16 protein-coding genes are annotated in these 19,796 nt (G+C 63.4%); 13 read left to right on the forward strand and 3 right to left on the reverse strand.

Going from position 1 to position 19,796, the window contains the following annotated elements:
• Positions 1 to 41 precede the first annotated feature (41 nt).
• Positions 42 to 1,097: a biotin synthase BioB gene (bioB, locus tag JFU57_RS04815; RefSeq protein ID WP_201128313.1), complete on the reverse strand. Its 1,056-nt coding sequence runs from the start codon at positions 1,095 to 1,097 to the stop codon at positions 42 to 44.
• 92 nt (positions 1,098 to 1,189) lie between these two features.
• On the opposite strand from bioB, the gene JFU57_RS04820 reads away from it, so the two are divergent.
• The 5 genes from JFU57_RS04820 (at position 1,190) to rarD (ending at position 7,031) form a co-directional block, all read left to right on the forward strand.
• Entirely contained in the window at positions 1,190 to 1,930 is a 741-nt protein-coding gene (locus tag JFU57_RS04820; RefSeq protein ID WP_201128314.1) for a ComF family protein, read from the forward strand.
• A 63-nt stretch (positions 1,931 to 1,993) separates the two neighbouring features.
• Positions 1,994 to 2,758, forward strand: coding sequence for a TOBE domain-containing protein (locus JFU57_RS04825; protein ID WP_078472825.1), 765 nt, complete (start codon positions 1,994 to 1,996; stop codon positions 2,756 to 2,758).
• A gap of 174 nt (positions 2,759 to 2,932) precedes the next feature.
• Positions 2,933 to 4,834 (forward strand): PhoX family protein, encoded by a 1,902-nt coding sequence (locus tag JFU57_RS04830; protein WP_201128315.1) that lies wholly within the window; start codon positions 2,933 to 2,935, stop codon positions 4,832 to 4,834.
• A gap of 125 nt (positions 4,835 to 4,959) precedes the next feature.
• Entirely contained in the window at positions 4,960 to 5,934 is a 975-nt protein-coding gene (locus JFU57_RS04835; protein ID WP_078472823.1) for a serine/threonine protein kinase, read from the forward strand.
• 209 nt (positions 5,935 to 6,143) lie between these two features.
• The gene (gene rarD / locus JFU57_RS04840) at positions 6,144 to 7,031 is read left to right on the forward strand and encodes an EamA family transporter RarD (RefSeq protein WP_201128316.1); all 888 of its coding nucleotides are present in this window, start codon (positions 6,144 to 6,146) and stop codon (positions 7,029 to 7,031) included.
• A gap of 226 nt (positions 7,032 to 7,257) precedes the next feature.
• On the opposite strand, the gene JFU57_RS04845 is transcribed toward rarD, so the two are convergent.
• Positions 7,258 to 7,776: a glycine cleavage system protein R gene (locus tag JFU57_RS04845; protein WP_078472821.1), complete on the reverse strand. Its 519-nt coding sequence runs from the start codon at positions 7,774 to 7,776 to the stop codon at positions 7,258 to 7,260.
• A 501-nt stretch (positions 7,777 to 8,277) separates the two neighbouring features.
• Between JFU57_RS04845 and JFU57_RS04850 the strand changes: the two genes are divergently transcribed.
• Positions 8,278 to 10,455 carry a malate synthase G gene (locus JFU57_RS04850; RefSeq protein ID WP_201128317.1) on the forward strand — a complete coding sequence of 726 codons (2,178 nt, stop codon included), beginning with the start codon at positions 8,278 to 8,280 and terminating at the stop codon, positions 10,453 to 10,455.
• 246 nt (positions 10,456 to 10,701) lie between these two features.
• Here the strand turns inward: JFU57_RS04850 and JFU57_RS04855 are convergent, their stop codons facing one another.
• Positions 10,702 to 11,148 (reverse strand): response regulator, encoded by a 447-nt coding sequence (locus tag JFU57_RS04855; RefSeq protein ID WP_201128318.1) that lies wholly within the window; start codon positions 11,146 to 11,148, stop codon positions 10,702 to 10,704.
• A 258-nt stretch (positions 11,149 to 11,406) separates the two neighbouring features.
• Between JFU57_RS04855 and JFU57_RS04860 the strand changes: the two genes are divergently transcribed.
• From JFU57_RS04860 to JFU57_RS04890, 7 genes are all read left to right on the forward strand, one after another.
• Positions 11,407 to 13,341, forward strand: coding sequence for a DUF294 nucleotidyltransferase-like domain-containing protein (locus tag JFU57_RS04860; protein WP_207202151.1), 1,935 nt, complete (start codon positions 11,407 to 11,409; stop codon positions 13,339 to 13,341).
• On the forward strand, positions 13,338 to 14,045 hold the full coding sequence (locus tag JFU57_RS04865; RefSeq protein ID WP_201128319.1) for a 3'-5' exonuclease: 708 nt from the start codon (positions 13,338 to 13,340) through the stop codon (positions 14,043 to 14,045). The genes JFU57_RS04860 and JFU57_RS04865 overlap by 4 nt, the downstream gene beginning before the upstream one ends.
• A 224-nt stretch (positions 14,046 to 14,269) precedes the next feature.
• A complete protein-coding gene (locus tag JFU57_RS04870; RefSeq protein WP_078472816.1) occupies positions 14,270 to 14,788 on the forward strand; it encodes an RNA polymerase sigma factor in 519 nt (172 codons plus the stop codon).
• Positions 14,785 to 15,759: a FecR domain-containing protein gene (locus tag JFU57_RS04875; RefSeq protein WP_201128321.1), complete on the forward strand. Its 975-nt coding sequence runs from the start codon at positions 14,785 to 14,787 to the stop codon at positions 15,757 to 15,759. The genes JFU57_RS04870 and JFU57_RS04875 overlap by 4 nt, the downstream gene beginning before the upstream one ends.
• Positions 15,760 to 15,957: 198 nt before the next feature.
• Positions 15,958 to 18,417 carry a TonB-dependent siderophore receptor gene (locus JFU57_RS04880; protein WP_201128323.1) on the forward strand — a complete coding sequence of 820 codons (2,460 nt, stop codon included), beginning with the start codon at positions 15,958 to 15,960 and terminating at the stop codon, positions 18,415 to 18,417.
• A gap of 69 nt (positions 18,418 to 18,486) precedes the next feature.
• The gene (locus JFU57_RS04885; protein ID WP_201128325.1) at positions 18,487 to 19,617 is read left to right on the forward strand and encodes a PepSY-associated TM helix domain-containing protein; all 1,131 of its coding nucleotides are present in this window, start codon (positions 18,487 to 18,489) and stop codon (positions 19,615 to 19,617) included.
• The gene (locus JFU57_RS04890; RefSeq protein WP_020295396.1) at positions 19,614 to 19,793 is read left to right on the forward strand and encodes a hypothetical protein; all 180 of its coding nucleotides are present in this window, start codon (positions 19,614 to 19,616) and stop codon (positions 19,791 to 19,793) included. Before JFU57_RS04885 ends, JFU57_RS04890 begins: the two co-directional genes overlap by 4 nt.
• The last annotated feature ends 3 nt before the right edge of the window (positions 19,794 to 19,796 follow it).

The following is a 19,796-nucleotide window of genomic DNA, read 5'->3' on the forward strand; positions in this document are numbered from 1 at the left end:
TCACGCTCCCGGCCCAGGGCGCGGCTACAGGTTGTGGGCCGTCAGACGGCCGCGTTGTAGAACTGCTCGCTGCTCTTTTGCTCCACCAGCGCCTGCTCGATCGCCGCCTGGTGCACTTCATCGGCGTGCTCTTCACGGGCTTCGGGCAGGATCCCCAGGCGCGAGAACAGTTGCATGTCCTTGTCGGCCTGCGGGTTGGCGGTGGTCAGCAACTTGTCGCCATAGAAAATCGAGTTGGCGCCGGCGAAAAACGCCAGGGCCTGCATCTGCTCGTTCATCGCTTCACGTCCAGCAGACAAGCGCACGTGGGATTGCGGCATCAGGATGCGGGCCACGGCGAGCATGCGGATAAAGTCGAACGGGTCGATGTCCTCGGCGTTTTCCAGCGGCGTGCCGGCGACTTTCACCAGCATGTTGATCGGCACCGACTCCGGGTGCTCGGGCAGGTTGGCCAGTTGGATCAGCAGGTTGGCGCGGTCATCGAGGGACTCGCCCATGCCGAGGATGCCACCGGAGCAGATCTTCATCCCCGAATCACGCACGTAGGCCAGGGTTTGCAGGCGCTCGCTGTAGGTGCGGGTGGTGATGATGCTGCCGTAGAACTCCGGCGAGGTGTCGAGGTTGTGGTTGTAGTAGTCCAGGCCAGCATTGGCCAGGGCTTCGGTCTGCTCCTGATCGAGGCGCCCCAGGGTCATGCAGGTCTCCAGCCCCATGGCCTTGACGCCCTGCACCATCTGCAGCACGTAGGGCATGTCTTTGGCCGAGGGGTGCTTCCAGGCCGCGCCCATGCAGAATCGGGTCGAACCAATGGCCTTGGCGCGAGCGGCCTCTTCAAGGACCTTCTGCACTTCCATCAGCTTTTCTTTTTCCAGCCCGGTGTTGTAGTGGCCGGACTGCGGACAATATTTGCAATCTTCCGGGCAGGCCCCGGTTTTGATCGACAGCAAGGTCGACACCTGGACCCGGTTGGCATCGAAATGCGCGCGGTGCACGGTCTGCGCCTGGAACAACAAGTCGTTGAACGGCTGAACGAACAGGGCTTTGACTTCAGCCAAAGACCAGTCATGACGCAAGGTGGCGGTGGTGCTGGCGCTCATGGGCGATTCCTTGATTATGCTTGGGGCAGACGACGGGGTAATCGGATACCCACAGCCGCGACACGGATGTTCGGCATATTTAAGGAAGCGCCATGCACTGTCAACCAGAATACGAAGGACCGGTTTACATCTGGTTAAATAACAACCAAGCCTGTTTGCTCTGCGATGAACCCTGCGATAACCCGCAGCCCATTTGCGTCGAGTGCGAAGCCGAGCTGCCCTGGCTAGGCCCGCAATGCCGGATCTGCGCCCTGCCCTTGCCCCAGGCGGGCCTTACCTGCGGCGAGTGTCTGAGGCGGGTGCCGGCGTTTTCCCAGGTGGTAGCGCCCTGGAGCTACGGCTTCCCGGTCGACAGTTTGATCACCCGCTTCAAGCACGGGGCAAAGTGGCCGTTTGGCCGCCTGCTCGGCGAACTTCTCAGCCAATCCCTGCATCATCGTTTCAATGACGGCCTCCCGCGTCCGGAGCTGCTGTTACCGGTGCCCCTGGCCAGCCGGCGCCTGCGCGAACGCGGTTTCAACCAGGCGGCGCTGCTTGCCCAATGGCTGGGCCAGGGCCTGGGGATTGCAGTGGATGAAGGCATGCTGCTGCGGACGCAGGACACCCCGGCGCAGCAAGGCCTGGACGCCCCTGCCCGGCGGCGCAACTTGCGTCGGGCCTTCAGCCTGGCGGACAAGGCCCGGGTTGGCGGCCGTCACCTGGCCCTGGTGGATGATGTGCTCACCACCGGCGCCACTGCCGAAACCCTGGCCAGACTGCTGCTGGATGCCGGTGCGCACCGGGTCGACGTGTATTGCCTGGCCCGCACACCCAAACCCGGGGAGCCGGCCTGACTTGACTCTCGCCCCTCAAGCCGCACACTCAGCCTCCACCTCCAGCGTTCACAGTGCCCTGCCATGTCCTTGCCCACGTTGTTGACCCAGCACATCGTCCGCCGCCCGCAACGCATCGCCCTCTTGCAGCACATCGCCGAGCAAGGCTCGATCACCCGCGCGGCCAAAAGCGCCGGGCTCAGCTACAAGGCCGCCTGGGACGCCATCGATGAGTTGAATAACCTGGCACAAAAGCCCCTGGTGGAACGCAGCGTCGGCGGCAAGGGCGGGGGTGGCGCCAAGCTCTCGGCTGAAGGTGAACGGGTGTTGCGCCTGTACCTGCGCCTGCAAGCCTTGCAGGCCCAGGTGCTGGAAGCCGCCGAGGACGCCAGCGACCTCGACCTGCTGGGTCGCCTGATGCTGCGCACCAGCGCGCGCAACCAACTGCACGGCAAGGTGGTGGCGATCGAGGGGCTCGGTCGCAATGACCTGATCAGCCTGGAACTGGCCCCAGGCCTGGTGATCCAGGCGCAGATCACCCACGACAGCACCCAGCGCCTGGAACTGCTGCCCGACACCGAAGTGGTGGCGCTGATCAAGGCCGGCTGGCTGGAGCTGCAAGCACTCGGCCAGCCCATTACCGCCGGGCACAACGGCCTGACCGGCAGCATCGAGCAGATCCTCGACGCCGAAGACGGCCCCTGGGAGGTTCGGATCAGCCTGCCCAACGGCCCGACCCTGTGCGCCCTGGTCGAGTCCTCGCAACTCAAGGCCCAAGGCCTCGCGGTGAACCAACCGGTCCAGGTTCAGTTTTCCCCCTCCAACGTCCTCCTCGGCACCCCGCTGTAGCCACTGCCGCCAGGCTGCGCTGGCCCTTGAAAACAACGCATTTCAACCGCAATGCCCCGGTGCCCCGCCCGGCCAGCGCAGCCTTCGGCAGCGGCTACGGTCGGGACATATGGCTGCAACATTTTTGTCATCAGGGCTGATTAAGGTGTCTGCAAAAATCGCAGGAAGCCTGACATGAGCCTATTAGAAGAAGACCAACCCACGGACCTGGAGCAAATCGTCGGCCTCAGCCGCCGTGGTTTCATCGGTGCCGGTGCGCTGTGCGGCGCGGCAATGTTTCTGGGGGGCAGCCTGCTGAGCCGCAGTGCGCTGGCCGCCAGCATCAGCGCCGGCTCCAGCCCGCTGCTGGGTTTTACCGGCATCGCCGCGGCCACCGCTGACAGCCTCAGCCTGCCACCGGGCTACACGGCGTCGGTGCTGATCAGTTGGGGTCAGCCGCTGCACAACAACGGCCCAGCCTTCGACCCCACGGGCAACGGCAGCGCCCAGGCCCAGGAGCTGCAATTCGGCGACAACAACGACGGCATGAGCCTGTTCGCCTTCCCCGGCGACGACCAGCGCGCGCTGATGGCGATCAACAACGAATACACCAACTACCGCTACCTCTATGCCCACGGCGGCATGCCGCAATCGGCCGAAGAAGTGCGCAAGGCCCAGGCCAGCGAAGGCGTGTCGGTGATCGAAGTGCAACGCAAGAACGGCCAATGGCAGTTCGTCCAGGGCTCGCGCTACAACCGACGCATCCACGGCAACACGCCGATCCGCCTGAGCGGTCCCGCCGCCGGTCATGCGCTGTTGAAGACCGCCGCCGATGTCCAGGGCAAGCACGTGCTCGGCACTTTCCAGAACTGTGCCAACGGCAAAACCCCGTGGGGCACCTACCTGACCTGTGAAGAGAACTTCACCGACTGCTTTGGCAGCAGCAACGCCGAACAGACGTTCGATGCCGCACAAAAACGCTACGGCGCGGTGGCCGCCAGCAAAGAGATCAACTGGCATCCCCACGATCCGCGCTTCGACCTGGCGCACAACCCCAATGAACTCAACCGCCATGGCTGGGTCGTGGAAATCGACCCGTTCGATCCGCAGTCGACCCCGGTCAAACGCACCGCCCTGGGCCGTTTCAAGCACGAGAACGCGGCCCTGGCCGAAACCGCTGATGGCCGCGCCGTGGTCTACATGGGCGACGACGAACGCGGCGAGTTCATCTACAAATTCATCAGCCGCGACAAGATCGACCACCGCAACCCCAAGGCCAACCGCGACCTGCTGGACCACGGCACGCTGTACGTGGCGCGCTTCGATGGCGGCGACAGCAACCCCGACCATCCCAAGGGCCAGGGCCAATGGATCGAGCTGAGCCACGGCAAGAACGGGCTCAATGCCGCCAGCGGCTTTGCCGACCAGGGCCAGGTGCTGATCCATGCCCGCCTGGCCGCCAGCGTGGTCAAAGCCACGCGCATGGACCGGCCGGAATGGATAGTGATCAGCCCCAAGGATGGCCAGGTCTATTGCACCCTGACCAACAACGTCAAACGCGGCGAAGACGGCCAGCCGGTGGGCGGCCCCAACCCGCGGGAGAAAAACGTCTATGGGCAGATCCTGCGCTGGCGCACCGACCGCGATGACCATGGCGCCATGAGCTTTGCCTGGGACTTGTTCGTGGTCGCCGGCAACCCTTCGGTGCACGCGGGGCAAGCCAAGGGCGGCTCATCGAACATCACTCCACAGAACATGTTCAACAGCCCCGACGGCCTGGGGTTCGACCAGGCCGGGCGCCTGTGGATCCTGACCGATGGCGATGTCAGCAACAGCGGCGACTTCGCCGGCATGGGCAACAATCAGATGCTCTGCGCGGACCCGGCCAGCGGCGAGATCCGCCGGTTCATGGTCGGCCCGGTAGGCTGCGAAGTCACCGGCATCAGCTTCTCACCCGACCAAAAAACCCTGTTTGTCGGGATCCAGCACCCGGGCGAAAACGGCGGCTCGACGTTCCCCGAGCACCTGCCCAACGGCAAGCCGCGTTCTTCGGTCATGGCCATCCGCCGTGAAGACGGCGGGATCGTCGGCACCTGACCCGCCCAGGCCGGGATGTCATCCACCGAGACATCCCGACCAAGCCTAAAGCCACCACCTATCCGGGCCGGTGTGCGCTACCATGCGTGGCCTTACGCGGCAGCCTGCTGCGCGCAGGAGTGAGCATGTCGCACCCGTTTGAAACACTGACCCCGGATCTGGTCCTCGACGCCGTAGAAAGCATCGGTTTTCTCAGCGACGCCCGCGTTTTGGCGCTCAACAGCTATGAAAATCGCGTGTACCAGGTCGGCATCGAAGATGGCGAACCGCTGATCGCCAAGTTCTACCGTCCCCAGCGCTGGACCAACGAAGCCATCCTCGAAGAACACCGCTTCACCTTCGAACTCGCCGAGTGCGACGTACCGGTAGTGGCGCCGATGATCCACAACGGCGCCAGCCTGTTCGAGCACGCGGGCTTTCGCTTTACCCTGTTCCCGCGCCGTGGCGGCCGGGCACCGGAGCCGGGCAACCTCGACCAGCTCTATCGACTGGGCCAGTTGCTCGGCCGTTTGCACGCGGTCGGCGCCACCAAGCCGTTCGAGCACCGTGAGGCGCTGGGGGTAAAAAACTTCGGCCATGACTCCCTGGCCACCCTGCTTGAAGGCAATTTCATACCCAAGGGCCTGCTGCCCGCCTACGAGTCAGTGGCGCGGGATCTGCTCAAGCGCGTGGAAGAGGTGTACAAGACCACGCCGCACACCAACATCCGCATGCACGGCGATTGCCACCCCGGCAACATGATGTGCCGTGACGAGATGTTCCATATCGTCGACCTCGACGACTGCCGCATGGGGCCGGCCGTGCAAGACCTGTGGATGATGCTCGCGGGTGATCGTCAGGAATGTCTCGGGCAATTGTCGGAATTGATGGATGGCTACAGCGAATTCCACGATTTCGACCCACGGGAACTGGCCCTGATCGAAGCCCTGCGCGCCCTGCGTCTGATGCACTACAGCGCCTGGCTCGCACGGCGCTGGGACGATCCGGCATTCCCCCACAGCTTTCCGTGGTTCGGCACCGAACGCTATTGGGGCGACCAGGTCCTGGCCCTGCGCGAGCAGCTGTCGGCACTCAATGAAGAGCCGCTGAAACTGTTCTGAGCCGCCGTTGCACGCCCGGCCCTGGGCCCAGGGTCGGGACTGCTCGTCGCCGCTGCCGCAGGCTCGGGCCGCGTTCGGACGCAGTCCTTCACGAACACCGCCCATGCACCTGGCCCCCCAGCGCACGACTGTTAACAAAGTCTCACGACAGTTTCAGACAAATCTCCTTACAATCGTCGCTTTGTTAGCTGCCTAAGCAAGGATTCTGCATGCAAGCCGCCAACCCGCGTCACGGGTACATTCTGGGCCTGAGTGCCTACATCATCTGGGGCCTGTTCCCCCTCTACTTCAAAGCCATTGCCAGCGTGCCCGCGGTTGAAATCATCATTCACCGGGTCCTGTGGTCGGCGTTGTTCGGCGCTTTGTTGCTGATGGTCTGGAAACACCCCGGCTGGTGGCGCGAGCTGCGGGAGAATCCTAAACGCCTGGCGATCCTGGCCTTGAGCGGCACCTTGATCGCCGCCAACTGGCTGACGTACGTCTGGTCGGTGAACAACGGCCGGATGCTGGAGGCCAGCCTGGGCTACTACATCAACCCCCTGGTGAATGTGCTGCTGGGCATGTTGATTCTTGGCGAGCGTCTGCGACGTCTGCAGTGGCTGGCCGTGGTGCTGGCGGCGGTGGGTGTGGCGCAACAGGTGTGGCAGGTGGGCAGCCTGCCCTGGGTGTCGCTGGTGCTGGCGCTGACCTTCGGTTTCTACGGGCTGATCCGCAAGCAGGCACCGGTCAAGGCATTGCCCGGGCTAGTGGTGGAAACCTGGATGCTGGTGCCGATTGCGGTGGCCTGGCTGTTGTTCAACCCGACGGCGAGCAGCGCCCAGCTCGAGTTCTGGGGCAGCTCCGAAGCCTGGTGGCTGGTGGCCGCAGGCCCGGTCACCCTGGTGCCGCTGGTGTGTTTCAACGCGGCTGCGCGGCATTTGCCTTACACCACCCTGGGCTTCTTGCAGTACCTGGCACCGACCCTGGTGCTGTTGCAGGCGGTGCTGCTGTTTGATGAACACCTGTCCTCCAGCACGCTGGTGGCGTTCATGTTCATCTGGGCCGGCCTGGCGGTGTACAGCGTGGATGCCTGGTTGAGTTTGCGGCGCCGCAGCTGATCAAAAAACGAACAACAGCTTGCAGGCCACGGCTCACGTGGCCTGCAAGCATCCTTCCCAAGGTTATCCACAGCGTGATCCCCGGCGTTTGTGCACAAGCCCTTGAAAACTGATGATTTTTTGATCAAACCCTGGAGAGCCCCGGCCCCTTTGGGCTGGAGACCTGTCTCTACAGGTTATCCACAGGCGCATGCACCTTAAACTTGGATAACCGGCAGTGCCGGGCTCAGGTCTCGCTGCGCAGCACCAATTCGACCATCAGGTCATCGGCCAGGGTTTCCAGGCGAGCCTGCAGCACATCCAGGGACAAGGTCAGGGGCACCGCAAGGACTGCCTCGGCATGAAACAACGGCTCGCTGCTCATAGGCGCGGGGCGCACTTCAGTCACCAACCGTTCCAGGTTGACCCCCTGCTCGCTGAGCAGCCGGGTGATGTCGCGCACGATACCCGGCCGGTCGTTGCCCACCAACTCCATGGCGATCGGCTTCCAGGTGCAGGACTGTTCAATACCGCTTTCAGCGATCAGCACGCGAATCCCGTGGCTCGACAAGCCCTGGAGCGCGTCCACCAGTTCGTCATAGGCTTCGGCCGGCACCCCGACGCGCAGGATCCCGGCAAACTGCCCCGCCATGCGCGACATGCGGCTCTCCAGCCAGTTACCCCCGTGCTCGGCAATGCACTGGGCAATGCGCTCGACCTGTCCGGGCTTGTCCGGGGCGAATACGGTGAGTACGAGATGGTCCATGGCGCAGTCCTCTGATCATGACTTTTGTTATAGAAGCGCAAGTATAGGCAAGCCTCACCGGCCCACCTGCGGCCAGTGAATCCCGCTACAGACCGCTCGGAAGGGGCACTGGCAGCCGGGGGCCAGGCGCAAAGACACAAATCGTGTACAACTATTTGAATTTATATGGAACAATCCGTGCGCTTTTTGAGAACATGACCGCCACTTGCGTGACCAAAGGAGCAACTTTAGTCGCGGAACGACGTATTTAGTCTAATTTTCACAAGCGCAATTGATCATGTAGTATGCCGCAGCGCGCACTACATAACGTTGGACCGATGTCTGCCAAGGCCCAGTCGCAACCCTCAAAAGCCCCGTCAGCAAGGCTCCGCCGTTGATTGGAAGCAGCCAGCCGCCCGCGATGGCATGTACTGGTAGAGGGGTTTGTGGTTTAAATGCCAGGGCTTCATTGTCAATTTGAAGAGCTGAAAAGCGAAATAGCTGAGCAGAGTGAGGCAAGCAATGACTGAACACGTTCAAGTGGGTGGCCTGCAGGTCGCCAAAGTCCTGTTCGACTTCGTGAACAACGAAGCCATTCCCGGTACCGGCCTCACCGCCGATTCGTTCTGGGCCGGCGCCGACAAGGTCATCCATGACCTGGCCCCGAAAAACCAAGCCCTACTCGCCAAACGCGACGATTTCCAAGCGCGTATCGATGCCTGGCACCAATCCCGTGCCGGTCAATCCCACGACGCTGTGGCCTACAAGGCCTTCCTGCAAGACATCGGTTACCTGCTGCCAGAAGCAGCGGACTTCCAGGCCACGACGCAAAACGTCGATGACGAGATCGCCCGCATGGCCGGTCCGCAGCTGGTGGTTCCGGTCATGAACGCCCGCTTCGCCCTCAACGCTTCCAACGCCCGCTGGGGCTCGTTGTACGACGCGCTGTACGGCACCGACGCCATCAGCGAAGCCGACGGCGCGGAAAAGGGCAAAGGCTACAACAAGGTTCGTGGCGACAAGGTCATCGCCTTCGCCCGCGCCTTCCTCGATGAATCCGCACCGCTGAGCGCGGGTTCCCATGTCGACGCCACGAGCTACAAGATCGTTGGCGGCAAGCTGGTGGTCGGCCTCAAGGGCGGCAGCAACAGTGGCCTGCGCGATGATGCCCAGTTGATCGGCTACCACGGCGACGCTGCGGCACCGACCGCGATCCTGCTCAAACACAACGGCCTGCACTTCGAAATCCAGATCGACGCCACCAGCCCCGTCGGCCAGACCGACGCCGCCGGCGTCAAAGACGTGCTGATGGAAGCCGCACTGACCACCATCATGGACTGCGAAGACTCGGTAGCTGCCGTCGACGCCGACGATAAGGTGGTGATCTACCGCAACTGGCTCGGCCTGATGAAAGGCGACCTGGCGGAAGAAGTGGCCAAGGGCGGCAAGTCCTTCACCCGCACCATGAACGCCGACCGCGAGTACACCGCCGTCGACGGCTCGACCCTGAAGCTGCACGGTCGCTCCCTGCTGTTCGTACGCAACGTGGGTCACTTGATGACCATCGACGCGATCCTCGACAAGCACGGCAACGAAGTGCCGGAAGGCATCCTCGACGGCCTGCTCACCAGCCTGGCGGCGGTGCACAACCTGAACGGCAACACCTCGCGCAGCAACAGCCGCACCGGCTCGGTCTACATCGTCAAACCGAAGATGCACGGTCCGGAAGAAGCGGCGTTCACCAACGAGCTGTTCGGCCGCATCGAAGACGTGCTGGCGTTGCCACGCAACACCCTGAAAGTCGGGATCATGGACGAGGAGCGCCGCACCACGGTCAACCTCAAGGCCTGCATCCAGGCGGCCAGCGAGCGCGTGGTGTTCATCAACACCGGCTTCCTCGACCGTACCGGCGACGAAATCCACACCTCCATGGAAGCCGGCGCCGTTGTGCGCAAGGCTGAGATGAAGGCCGCAAAATGGATCGGCGCCTACGAAAACTGGAACGTCGATATCGGCCTGAGCACCGGCCTGCAAGGTCGCGCGCAGATCGGCAAAGGCATGTGGGCCATGCCCGACCTGATGGCCGCGATGCTCGAACAGAAAATCGCCCACCCGCTGGCCGGCGCCAACACCGCCTGGGTGCCATCGCCCACCGCGGCGGCGCTGCATGCCCTGCACTACCACAAGGTCGACGTATTCGCCCGCCAGGCCGAGCTGGCCAAGCGCCCTCGCGCTTCGGTGGACGACATCCTGACCATCCCCCTGGCCAGCAACACCAACTGGTCGGAGCAGGAAATCCGCAACGAACTGGACAACAACGCCCAGGGCATCCTCGGTTACGTGGTGCGCTGGATCGACCAGGGCGTGGGCTGCTCCAAAGTGCCGGATATCAACGACGTAGGCCTGATGGAAGACCGCGCGACCCTGCGCATTTCCAGCCAGCACATCGCCAACTGGCTGCGCCACGGCGTTGTCACCGAGGCCCAGGTGCTGGAAAGCCTCAAGCGCATGGCTCCGGTGGTTGACCGGCAGAACGCCGGCGACGCGCTGTACCGTCCTCTGGCGCCAGACTTCGACAGCAACATCGCCTTCCAGGCGGCGGTCGAACTGGTGATCGAAGGCACCAAGCAGCCAAACGGCTACACCGAGCCGGTGCTGCACCGTCGTCGTCGCGAGTTCAAGGCCAAGAACGGCCTGTAACAAAGCGGCGCTAGCCCAATGAAAAAGCCCCGATCACTGATCGGGGCTTTTTTTGCAACATGGGTGGTGGCGTCTAGGGTCTGAACGAAAACTCGCCGAGCAAAGATCAGGCAAGACAAAAACAGACAAGGAACGGCCGGGGTCGCGTTCGACTGTAGGGACCTACATGAGCATTCCGATCGGACTCGCGCCCGAGCCTGTTTTTAACGCAGCATGATCGAAGCGCAGGTAGTTTTCGTACAGAGCCTAGGGGACCACGCCCAGTTCGTGCTTGACCAGGCTCAGCAGCTTGTCGGTGTCGATGGGTTTGAGCAGGAAGTCGACCACGCTCAAATGCATGGCCGCAATGGCGTCGCGCACGTCGGCGTCGCCGGAAATGATGATGATCGGCAACGCCGCCCGTTCCGATTCGCGCACCTGGCGGATCAGCTCCAGGCCATTGCAAGGCGCCATGCGCAGGTCGGTGATCAGCAGTCCGATGGATTTATTCGAGTTCAACAGCTCCAGTGCCGCTTTGCCGCTGGCAGCGGTTACGCAACGGATGCCATCCAGTCCGAGGATTTCCGAAAGCAACTCGCGCGCATCTTTGTCGTCATCGGCAATCAATACACGCTGTGGCGGCAGGTCGGGCTCCAGCATGACTGCGCTTAGCGCCTCGCGCTCGGCGTCACTCAAAATATCGTGGTCGGACATAGGTTTCCTACATGTTCAAGTCAATCCCCTAGCACAGTGGTCAGACATCGCTAAGCAGGCCTTCAATGTGCACTTCGTCGGAAATTTTTCCAAGAGGTCTGTTGAGCACTTTTTTTGCGCCAACGACCCCGGGCTTAGACGAAATCCCCACGATTGAAGCCCTACCTAGACTTACGTCCAATGGGCACCCCGGGCACAGGGGCCGACCATGGCTGTTGATCCGACCACAACAAATCCAAAAAGACTGCGGTAATAGTTATGAGTAAAGCGGATGCCTTCACCCAGGCAGGGAAAACCGCGGTGTTGCAGAACATCCACGGCACCATGCAGTTCCTGCAACGGTTCCCGCCGTTCAACCAGATGGAAAACGCCCACCTGGCCTACCTGGTAGAACAATGCCAACTGCGCTTCTACGGGCCTGACGAGAGCATCATCAAGCCCGCCGACGGGCCGGTGGAACACTTCTACATCGTCAAACAGGGCCGAGTGGTCGGCGAACGTCCGCACACGGCCAAGGGCGGCACCGAGACCACCTTCGAGATCACCACCGGCGAATGCTTCCCGCTGGCCGCCCTGCTGGGCGAACGGGCCACGCGTACCGAACACCTGGCGGCCGAGGACACTTTCTGCCTGCAACTGAACAAGCCGGCCTTTATCAAGTTGTTTGCCCTGTCCTCGGTGTTTCGCGACTTCGCCTTGCGCGGGGTCAGCAGCCTGCTGGACCAGGTCAACCAGCAGGTCCAGCAAAAAGCCGTGGAAACCCTCGGCACCCAATACTCGCTCAACACCCGCCTTGGCGAGCTGGCCATGCGTCATCCCGTGACCTGCAGCACCGTCACCCCCCTGCGCGAAGCCGTGACCCTGATGCACGAGCAACAGGTCGGCAGCATCGTGGTGGTGGATGAGCACAAGGCGCCGATCGGTATTTTCACCCTGCGCGACCTGCGCCAGGTGGTAGCCGACGGCACCGATGATTTCACTCAGCCGATCGAACGGCACATGACCCACGGCCCGTTCTACCTGACGCCGGACCACAGCGCGTTCGACGCGGCCATCGCCATGACCGAGCGCCATATCGCCCACGTCTGCCTGGTCAAGGACCAGCGCCTGTGCGGCGTGGTCTCAGAGCGTGACCTGTTTTCCCTGCAACGGGTCGACCTGGTGCACCTGGCGCGTACCATCCGCAATGCCCCACGGGTCGAGAACCTGGTGGCGCTGCGCGGCGAGATCGGGCAACTGGTGGAACGCATGCTGGCCCACGGCGCGTCCTCGACCCAGATCACCCACATCATCACCCTGCTCAACGACCACACCGTGTGCCGGGTGATCGAACTGACCCTGGCCGACCGCGGCGATCCCGGCGTGCCCTTCAGTTGGCTGTGTTTCGGCAGCGAAGGCCGCCGTGAGCAGACCCTGCACACCGACCAGGACAACGGCATTCTGTTCGACGCCCGCGACGCGGCCCACGCTGCCGAGATCCGCGGCAAGCTGCTGCCCCTGGCCCAGCAGATCAATCAAAGCCTGGCGCAGTGCGGCTTTACCCTGTGCAAGGGCAATATCATGGCCGGCAACCCCGAGCTGTGCCTGTCCCGCGCCGAATGGGCCCGGCGTTTTTCCGCCTTTATCCGCGAAGCCACCCCGGAAAACCTGCTGGCCTCCAGCATCTACTTCGACCTGCGGGTGGTCTGGGGCGATGAACAAGGCTGCGAGCAACTGCGACGCGGCATCCTCGACCAGGTGGCCGACAACCGGCTGTTCCAGCGCATGCTGGCGGAGAACGCCTTGCGTCAGCGGCCGCCGGTGGGGCGCTTCCGCGAATTTGTGCTGGCGAAAAAGAACGGCGAAAAGGCCACCCTCGACCTCAAGGTCCAGGGCCTGACCCCCTTCGTCGACGGCGCCCGCCTCCTGGCGCTGGCCAACGGCATCAGCGCCAACAACACCCTGGAGCGCCTGCGCCAACTGGTGGCCAGGGAAGTGATCGAGCCCCTGGACGGCGCAGCCTATGAAGAGGCCTACCACTTTATCCAGCAGACCCGCATGCAACAGCACCAGCTGCAAACCCGCGAGAACCTGCCCTACTCCAACCGCGTCGATCCGGACCGCCTCAACCACCTGGACCGGCGCATCCTGCGTGAATCCCTGCGCCAGGCCCAGCGCCTGCAAAGCAGCCTGGCCCTGCGGTATCAGCTATGAGCCTGTTCGCCTGGCTGCGCCCCGCCAGTGCCAGCCTCACCCCCGAACAACAGCAGCGCCGCGACCGCCTGCAGGCCCCGGCGCCATTGGGCGAATGCAGCCTGCGGCAACAGCGCTGGGTGGTGCTGGACCTGGAAACCAGCGGCCTGAACCTCAATCGCGACCAGGTGCTGTCGATCGGTGCGGTGGTGATCGAGGACGGCGCTATCGACTTCAGCCAGCAGTTCGAGCGCACCTTGCTGCGGGTCGACCACAAGCTCAGCCCCAGCGTGCTGATCCATGGCCTGGGGCCGAGCGCGATTGCCGCCGGTTGTGACCCGGCCCAGGCGTTGCTGGACTTTATGGAGTTTGTCGGCGACAGCCCGGTGCTGGCCTTCCACGCACCCTTCGACCAGCACATGCTCGGTCGGGCGCTGAAAGACAGCCTGGGTTATCGCCTGCAGCACAGCTTTATGGATATCGCCGATCTGGCACCGCTGCTGTGCCCTCAAGCCAATATCCGCGAAGCCGGGCTGGATGACTGGATCGACTGGTTCAAGCTGCAAGTGGGCGAACGCCACCATGCCGCCGCCGACGCCCTGGCCACCGCAGAACTGGCGCTGATCCTGTTCAGCCGTGCCCGCCAGCAGCAGATCCACAGCCCGCTGAACCTGCAACAGCGCCTCAACCAGTGGAAGCGCCGTCAGCAGGCGCCTTCTTTCTAACCGGCAGATCGTCGGTGCCGGTCAGGGCCAGCGCAGCCTCGCAGGCTCGGCAGCGGCTCCACACCTGGCGGCACCAACCAACGCCCGCACTCGGCTAAACCCGGCGTCCCCGATGGCCATAACCACAGGTTTCACCCGACAGGCGCCCATTGCGCGGCCGTTGCGCCCCTGCGACAATCGCGAATAATTCTCGTTAGTTTAAACTTCTCGATTGGTGATGCCCGTTGTCGTCAGCCCAAAGCCCCCACAATGAGCTCGTTGGCGCGTTATATCGCGACCATCGCGGCTGGCTGCTGGCTTGGCTGCGACGCAACGTGGCCTGTCCGCAACGGGCCGAAGACCTGAGCCAGGACACCTTCGTCCGCCTGCTGGGCCGCGACGAACTGAACACGCCGCGCGAGCCACGGGCCTTTCTCGTCGCCATCGCCAAGGGCCTGTTGTTCGACTATTTTCGCCGTGCCGCCCTGGAGCAGGCGTACCTCACCGAACTGATGCTGATCCCGGAAGCCGAGCACCCCTCGCCGGAAGAACAGCAGATGATCCTCGAAGACCTCAAGGCCATCGACCGCCTGCTTGGCAAGCTGTCGAGCAAGGCCCGCGCCGCGTTCCTCTATAACCGCCTGGATGGCCTGAGCCACGCCCAGATTGCCGAGCGCCTCGGAGTCTCGGTGCCGCGCGTGCGCCAGTACCTGGCCCAGGGCATCCGCCAGTGCTACATCGCGCTGTACGGTGAGCCGGTATGAACCCCATCAGCTCCAAGCCGGTTTCGTCCCAGGTGCTGGACGCGGCGATTGCCTGGCAGTTGTCGCTCGATTCCGGCAACGCCGTGGAGCGCGAGGAGTTCGCCAAATGGCACGCCGCCCATGAAGAACATGCCCGGGCCTGGCGCCAACTGGGCATGCTCGACCAGCGCTTCAGCGTGGCCTCGGGCCCGGCCCGGGTGGCCCTGCTGCAATCGCGCGAAGGGATCCGCCGGCGGGTGCGCAAGCTCGGCAGCGGCCTGGCCAGCGTTGCGCTGATGATCGGCCTGGCGCTGTTCGCCGGGGAACGCTACCTGCCGCTCAACTATTGGCTGGCCGACCAGCGCACGGCCACCGGCGAGCAGCGCACCCTGCACCTGAGCGACGGCACCGTGATCAACCTCAATACCCACAGTGCGCTGGATGTGCGCTTTGACGACAAGCAACGGCGCATCGTGTTGCAGGAAGGCGAGATCCTGATCGAAACCGGCCACGGCGACGCCCGCCCGTTCATTGTCGAAACCGATGACGGACACATGCGCGCCCTCGGCACGCGGTTCCTGGTCAAGCGCGAGGACCAGGGCACCCGCCTGAGCGTGCTGCAGTCCGCCGTCGCCGCTCGTCCGGAGGCGAGCCGCGACGAACAGATCCTCAAGGAAGGCCAGCAGGTACTGATGCGCCGTGACGGGCTCGGCCCGCTCCAGGCCTTGAACGCCGGCGCCGACGCCTGGACCCGCGGCATGCTGGTGGTGGACAACGCACGGCTCGAAGACCTGATCGGCGAACTCGGTCGCTACCGCCTCGGCCACCTGGGCGTGGCCCCGGAAGTCGCCGACCTGCGTATTACCGGCAGCTTCCCGCTGCACAACACCGACCTGGCGCTGACCGCGCTACTGCCGACCCTGCCGGTGCAGATCGAACGGCATACGGCGTGGTGGGTAACGGTGGCTGCCAAGGCCGACGCCAAGCCCTGAAACCCAGCGGTCGGCATTGCCGTCGTGGCCGGCAGGCCTGCGCTGCCCCTCTGCCACCCAGGCGCTCGCCTGGTGCAATGGGCGCGATCGAAGCTCGCCTTGATCTAAATCAAAATTATTTTCAATCAGCCCTATCACTTTTTGCATCTCGTCCGGCACATAGGCAATTGCGAACTATTTCCATTCAGGAGCCGCCGTATGTACCGCTCGCTAGACACCTTGTTGCGCCCCAGCCTGTTGGCTGTGGCCATTGCCCTCTGCACCCCGCTGGCCAGCACTGCGTTGTTGGCCGCCGAGCAGGCGTCCAGCGTGCGTACCTACAACCTTCCGGCCGCGCCCCTGGCCAGCACCCTGAACCAGATCGCCAGCCAGGCCGGCCTGGCCCTGAGCCTGAACCCATCCCTGGCCGCCGGTAAAACCTCGGCCCCGGTCAAGGGCCCGTTCGACGCCCCCGGCGCCCTGCGCGAAGCCCTGCGCGGCACCGGCCTGCAACTGGAGCAAAGCGGCGCCGGCACCTACAGCCTGGCGCCGATCCCGGAGGGCGTGGTGGCGTTGCCGGAAACCAGTATTACCGGTCAGGAGTTCGCTGAAACGGCTTGGGGACCGGTGGATGGCTACGCCGCCAAACGCACCGCCGCCGGCACCAAAACCGATACCGAGCTGCGTGAAGTGCCCCGTTCGATCTCTGTCGCCACCCGCGATCAGATGCAGGATCGGGCCGTACAGAACCTCGACGATGCCGTGCGCTACATGCCGGGCGTCACCGCCAGCAGCTATGGCAGCGACAGCCGCGCCGAATGGTTGAAGGTCCGTGGCTTCGAGCCCACCCAGTTCCTCGATGGCTTGCCGCTGCCCAAGGGCACCTACACCATGCCCAAGCTGGAAACCTGGGATCTGGAGCGTGTGGCGCTGCTGCGCGGTCCGGCATCCTCGGTGTATGGCCAAACCCCACCCGGTGGCCTGCTGGATATGGTCAGCCGGCGCCCGCAGGACACGGCCGGCCATGAAGTCCAGCTGCAAATCGGCAGCTACCAGCGCAAGCAGATCAGCTTTGACAGCACCGGTCCGATCGATGATGAAGGCCGCTTCCTGTACCGCGTCAGCGGCGTGGTACGCGACAGCAACACCGCCATCGAACATAACGAGGACAAGCGCTACAACATTGCCCCCAGCCTGACCTGGAACATCGACGACGACACCAAACTGACATTCCTGAGCCAGTTCAACCGCGACGATACCGGGATCACCAGCCAGTTCCTGCCCCTGCAAGGCACCAAGCTGTACAGTCCGGCAGGCGAGGTGAAGTACCACAAGAACCTGGGCGACCCGAGCTGGGAGTACTACGACAAGACCTACTACGCCCTGGGCTACGCCTTTGAACATCGCCTGAATGATGTCTGGCAGTTCCGGCAGAACCTGCGCTACACCAAAAGCGACCTGTCCTTCCAGGGCATTACTGCTGGTGGCTTCTATTGGCCGAACAAACCGGATCTGGCGGTCAGCGCCGACGGTACGGTTCGGCGCGGTGCCAACATCGTCAACGAAGACATCAGCCAGTTCGCGGTGGATAACAACTTCCAGGCCGACTTCAGTACCGGTGTACTCAAACACACGCTGTTGCTAGGCCTGGATCACGAACGCGTCAACACCAACTACAAATGGCTGTACGGCGAAGCCCCTACCAGCAACATCATCAACCCGATCTACGGGCAGGACTTCAGCAAGGTCGCCTATTCCGCCTACAACGATTACAACCAGAAACGTCAAGGCACCGGCCTGTACCTCCAGGACCAGATGGCGCTCGACAACTGGCGCCTGACCCTGGGCGGACGCCAGGACTGGCTGCACACCGATACCAAGTTCTACAACATTGCCAGCGAACCCCGTGATCAGCGCGACGACCACGCGTTCACCGGCAATGCTGCGCTGAGTTACGTCTTCGACTCGGGCTTCACGCCCTATGTTTCCTATGCCGAGTCGTTCCAGGCCGAAGCCGGCGGTAACTCCAAGGGGCAGGCCTTCGAGCCTAGCACCGGCAAGCAATACGAACTGGGGGTCAAATACCAGCCGCCAGGCAGCGACATACTGCTGACCGCTGCGGTCTACGACCTGACGCGGCAGAACATCGTGCTCTCCGACAGCCTGGGCGTAAGCCGGCCATTGGGCGAAGCCAAGGTCCGCGGCTTCGAGTTGGAAGCCGTAGGCAACGTCAACGAGAACCTCAAGCTCACGGCGGCCTACACCTACGCCAACAGCAAAATGACCAAGGTCGGCGACCCTCAGGACAAAAACCGTCCGTTGCCCCTGACCCCGGAAAACCAGGCCTCGATCTGGGCCGACTACACCTGGCATAACGGCTTGCTGGACGGCTTCGGCGTGGGCTTTGGCGCGCGCTACATCGGCGAAACCAATAACATCCCCGCAGGTAACCTGCCCTATGTCGGCAGTAAGTCCGACGGCGACACCGATGCCTATACGGTCTACGACGCCGCCGTGCACTACGACCTGGGCCGCCTGCAGAACTCGCTGAAAGGCGCCAGCATCGCCCTCAATGCCAACAACGTATTCGACAAGGAATACATGTCGACCTGCGACGGTACTTACTGCTACTACGGCGATCGCCGCAACGTCATGGCCAGCGTCAACTACAAGTGGTAAACCGCTAGCTTTCCGGTATCACAACAAGGGTCACGGCCACGCCGTGGCCCTTTTGCATCTGGATGATTCATGAAAAGCCAAACCATCCGCCGCTGGTCCTTTATCCACACCTGGACCAGCCTGATCTGCACTGTATTTCTGCTGATGCTGGCCCTGACCGGCCTGCCGCTGATTTTCCACCACGAGATCGATCATCTGCTGGGTGACTCGCCGCAGCTGCGGGAAATGCCCGCCGAGACCCCGCACCTGGACCTGCAGCAACTGGTGCGCGCCGCCGAGGCCCATCGGCCAGGCGAGGTGATGCAGTACTTCGGCTGGGATGAAGACGATCCCAACGGCGTGGTGACGATCATGGCCAAGACCGCCGGCACCGAGCCGAACTCGTCCCACACCTTCATGCTCGACGCCCGCACCGGCGAGGCCGTGGCAATGCCCTCGGCCAATGGCGGGCTGATGATGGTCATGCTGCGCCTGCACGTGGACCTGTTCGCCGGCCTGCCGGGCAAGCTGCTGCTGGCGTTCATGGGCCTGCTGTTCGTGCTGGCGATCATTTCCGGCACCGTGCTGTACCTGCCCTTCATGCGCCGGCTGAAGTTCGCCAGCGTACGCCACGACAAATCCACCCGCCTGCGCTGGCTCGACCTGCATAACCTGATCGGCGTGGTGACCCTGACCTGGGCCCTGGTGGTGGGCGTGACCGGAGTGATCAGCGCCTGCGCCGACCTGATTATCGCCGCCTGGCGCAATGACAGCCTGAGCGCGATGATCGCCCCTTACCGCGACGCGCCACCGCTGACGCAACTGGCCCCGGCCAGCCGTCTGCTGGATATTGCCGCGCAGGCCGCGCCGGGCATGCGGCCGGACTTTATCGCCTTCCCCGGCACGCGCTTTTCCAGCGAGCACCATTACGCGGTGTTCATGAAGGGCAGCAGCCACCTGACCTCGCACCTGCTGACCCCGGTGCTGATCGACGCCGCGACCCTGCAGGTCACTGCCGTGGCCGAACGGCCGTGGTACATGGACGCCATGGGCATGTCCCAGCCGCTGCACTTTGGCGACTATGGCGGCATGCCGATGAAGGTCCTGTGGGCGGTGCTGGATGGGCTGACCATTATCGTCCTGGGCAGCGGCGTGTACCTGTGGCTCGTGCGCCGGCGCAACAGCCGCGTCTTGAACAGCACGCAAAAGGTGGCGCCATGAAGCCCCGGCAGAGCAATTTCTGGAAGGTCTTCAGTGCCCCGCTGCTGATCGGCCTGCTCAGTGCCGTCGGACTCTTCGCCGCCCTGCTGGGCGATGGCGCCTGGGACAGCCTGAGCTGGCTCGGCCTTGGGCTGCCGGCCCTGATCGCCCTGCGCGGATTGCTCGTACGCCGCTAAATC

Source organism: Pseudomonas sp. TH07 (assembly GCF_016651285.1).
In the GTDB taxonomy this organism is placed as follows: Bacteria; Pseudomonadota; Gammaproteobacteria; order Pseudomonadales; family Pseudomonadaceae; genus Aquipseudomonas.

Bases quoted from the DNA above. Each gene is read 5' to 3' on its own strand.
- bioB (WP_201128313.1), bottom strand. From the start codon at position 1,097: ATGAGCGCCAGCACCACCGCCACCTTGCGTCATGACTGGTCTTTGGCT.
- JFU57_RS04820 (WP_201128314.1), top strand. From the start codon at position 1,190: ATGCACTGTCAACCAGAATACGAAGGACCGGTTTACATCTGGTTAAAT.
- JFU57_RS04825 (WP_078472825.1), top strand. From the start codon at position 1,994: ATGTCCTTGCCCACGTTGTTGACCCAGCACATCGTCCGCCGCCCGCAA.
- JFU57_RS04830 (WP_201128315.1), top strand. From the start codon at position 2,933: ATGAGCCTATTAGAAGAAGACCAACCCACGGACCTGGAGCAAATCGTC.
- JFU57_RS04835 (WP_078472823.1), top strand. From the start codon at position 4,960: ATGTCGCACCCGTTTGAAACACTGACCCCGGATCTGGTCCTCGACGCC.
- rarD (WP_201128316.1), top strand. From the start codon at position 6,144: ATGCAAGCCGCCAACCCGCGTCACGGGTACATTCTGGGCCTGAGTGCC.
- JFU57_RS04845 (WP_078472821.1), bottom strand. From the start codon at position 7,776: ATGGACCATCTCGTACTCACCGTATTCGCCCCGGACAAGCCCGGACAG.
- JFU57_RS04850 (WP_201128317.1), top strand. From the start codon at position 8,278: ATGACTGAACACGTTCAAGTGGGTGGCCTGCAGGTCGCCAAAGTCCTG.
- JFU57_RS04855 (WP_201128318.1), bottom strand. From the start codon at position 11,148: ATGTCCGACCACGATATTTTGAGTGACGCCGAGCGCGAGGCGCTAAGC.
- JFU57_RS04860 (WP_207202151.1), top strand. From the start codon at position 11,407: ATGAGTAAAGCGGATGCCTTCACCCAGGCAGGGAAAACCGCGGTGTTG.
- JFU57_RS04865 (WP_201128319.1), top strand. From the start codon at position 13,338: ATGAGCCTGTTCGCCTGGCTGCGCCCCGCCAGTGCCAGCCTCACCCCC.
- JFU57_RS04875 (WP_201128321.1), top strand. From the start codon at position 14,785: ATGAACCCCATCAGCTCCAAGCCGGTTTCGTCCCAGGTGCTGGACGCG.
- JFU57_RS04880 (WP_201128323.1), top strand. From the start codon at position 15,958: ATGTACCGCTCGCTAGACACCTTGTTGCGCCCCAGCCTGTTGGCTGTG.
- JFU57_RS04885 (WP_201128325.1), top strand. From the start codon at position 18,487: ATGAAAAGCCAAACCATCCGCCGCTGGTCCTTTATCCACACCTGGACC.
- JFU57_RS04890 (WP_020295396.1), top strand. From the start codon at position 19,614: ATGAAGCCCCGGCAGAGCAATTTCTGGAAGGTCTTCAGTGCCCCGCTG.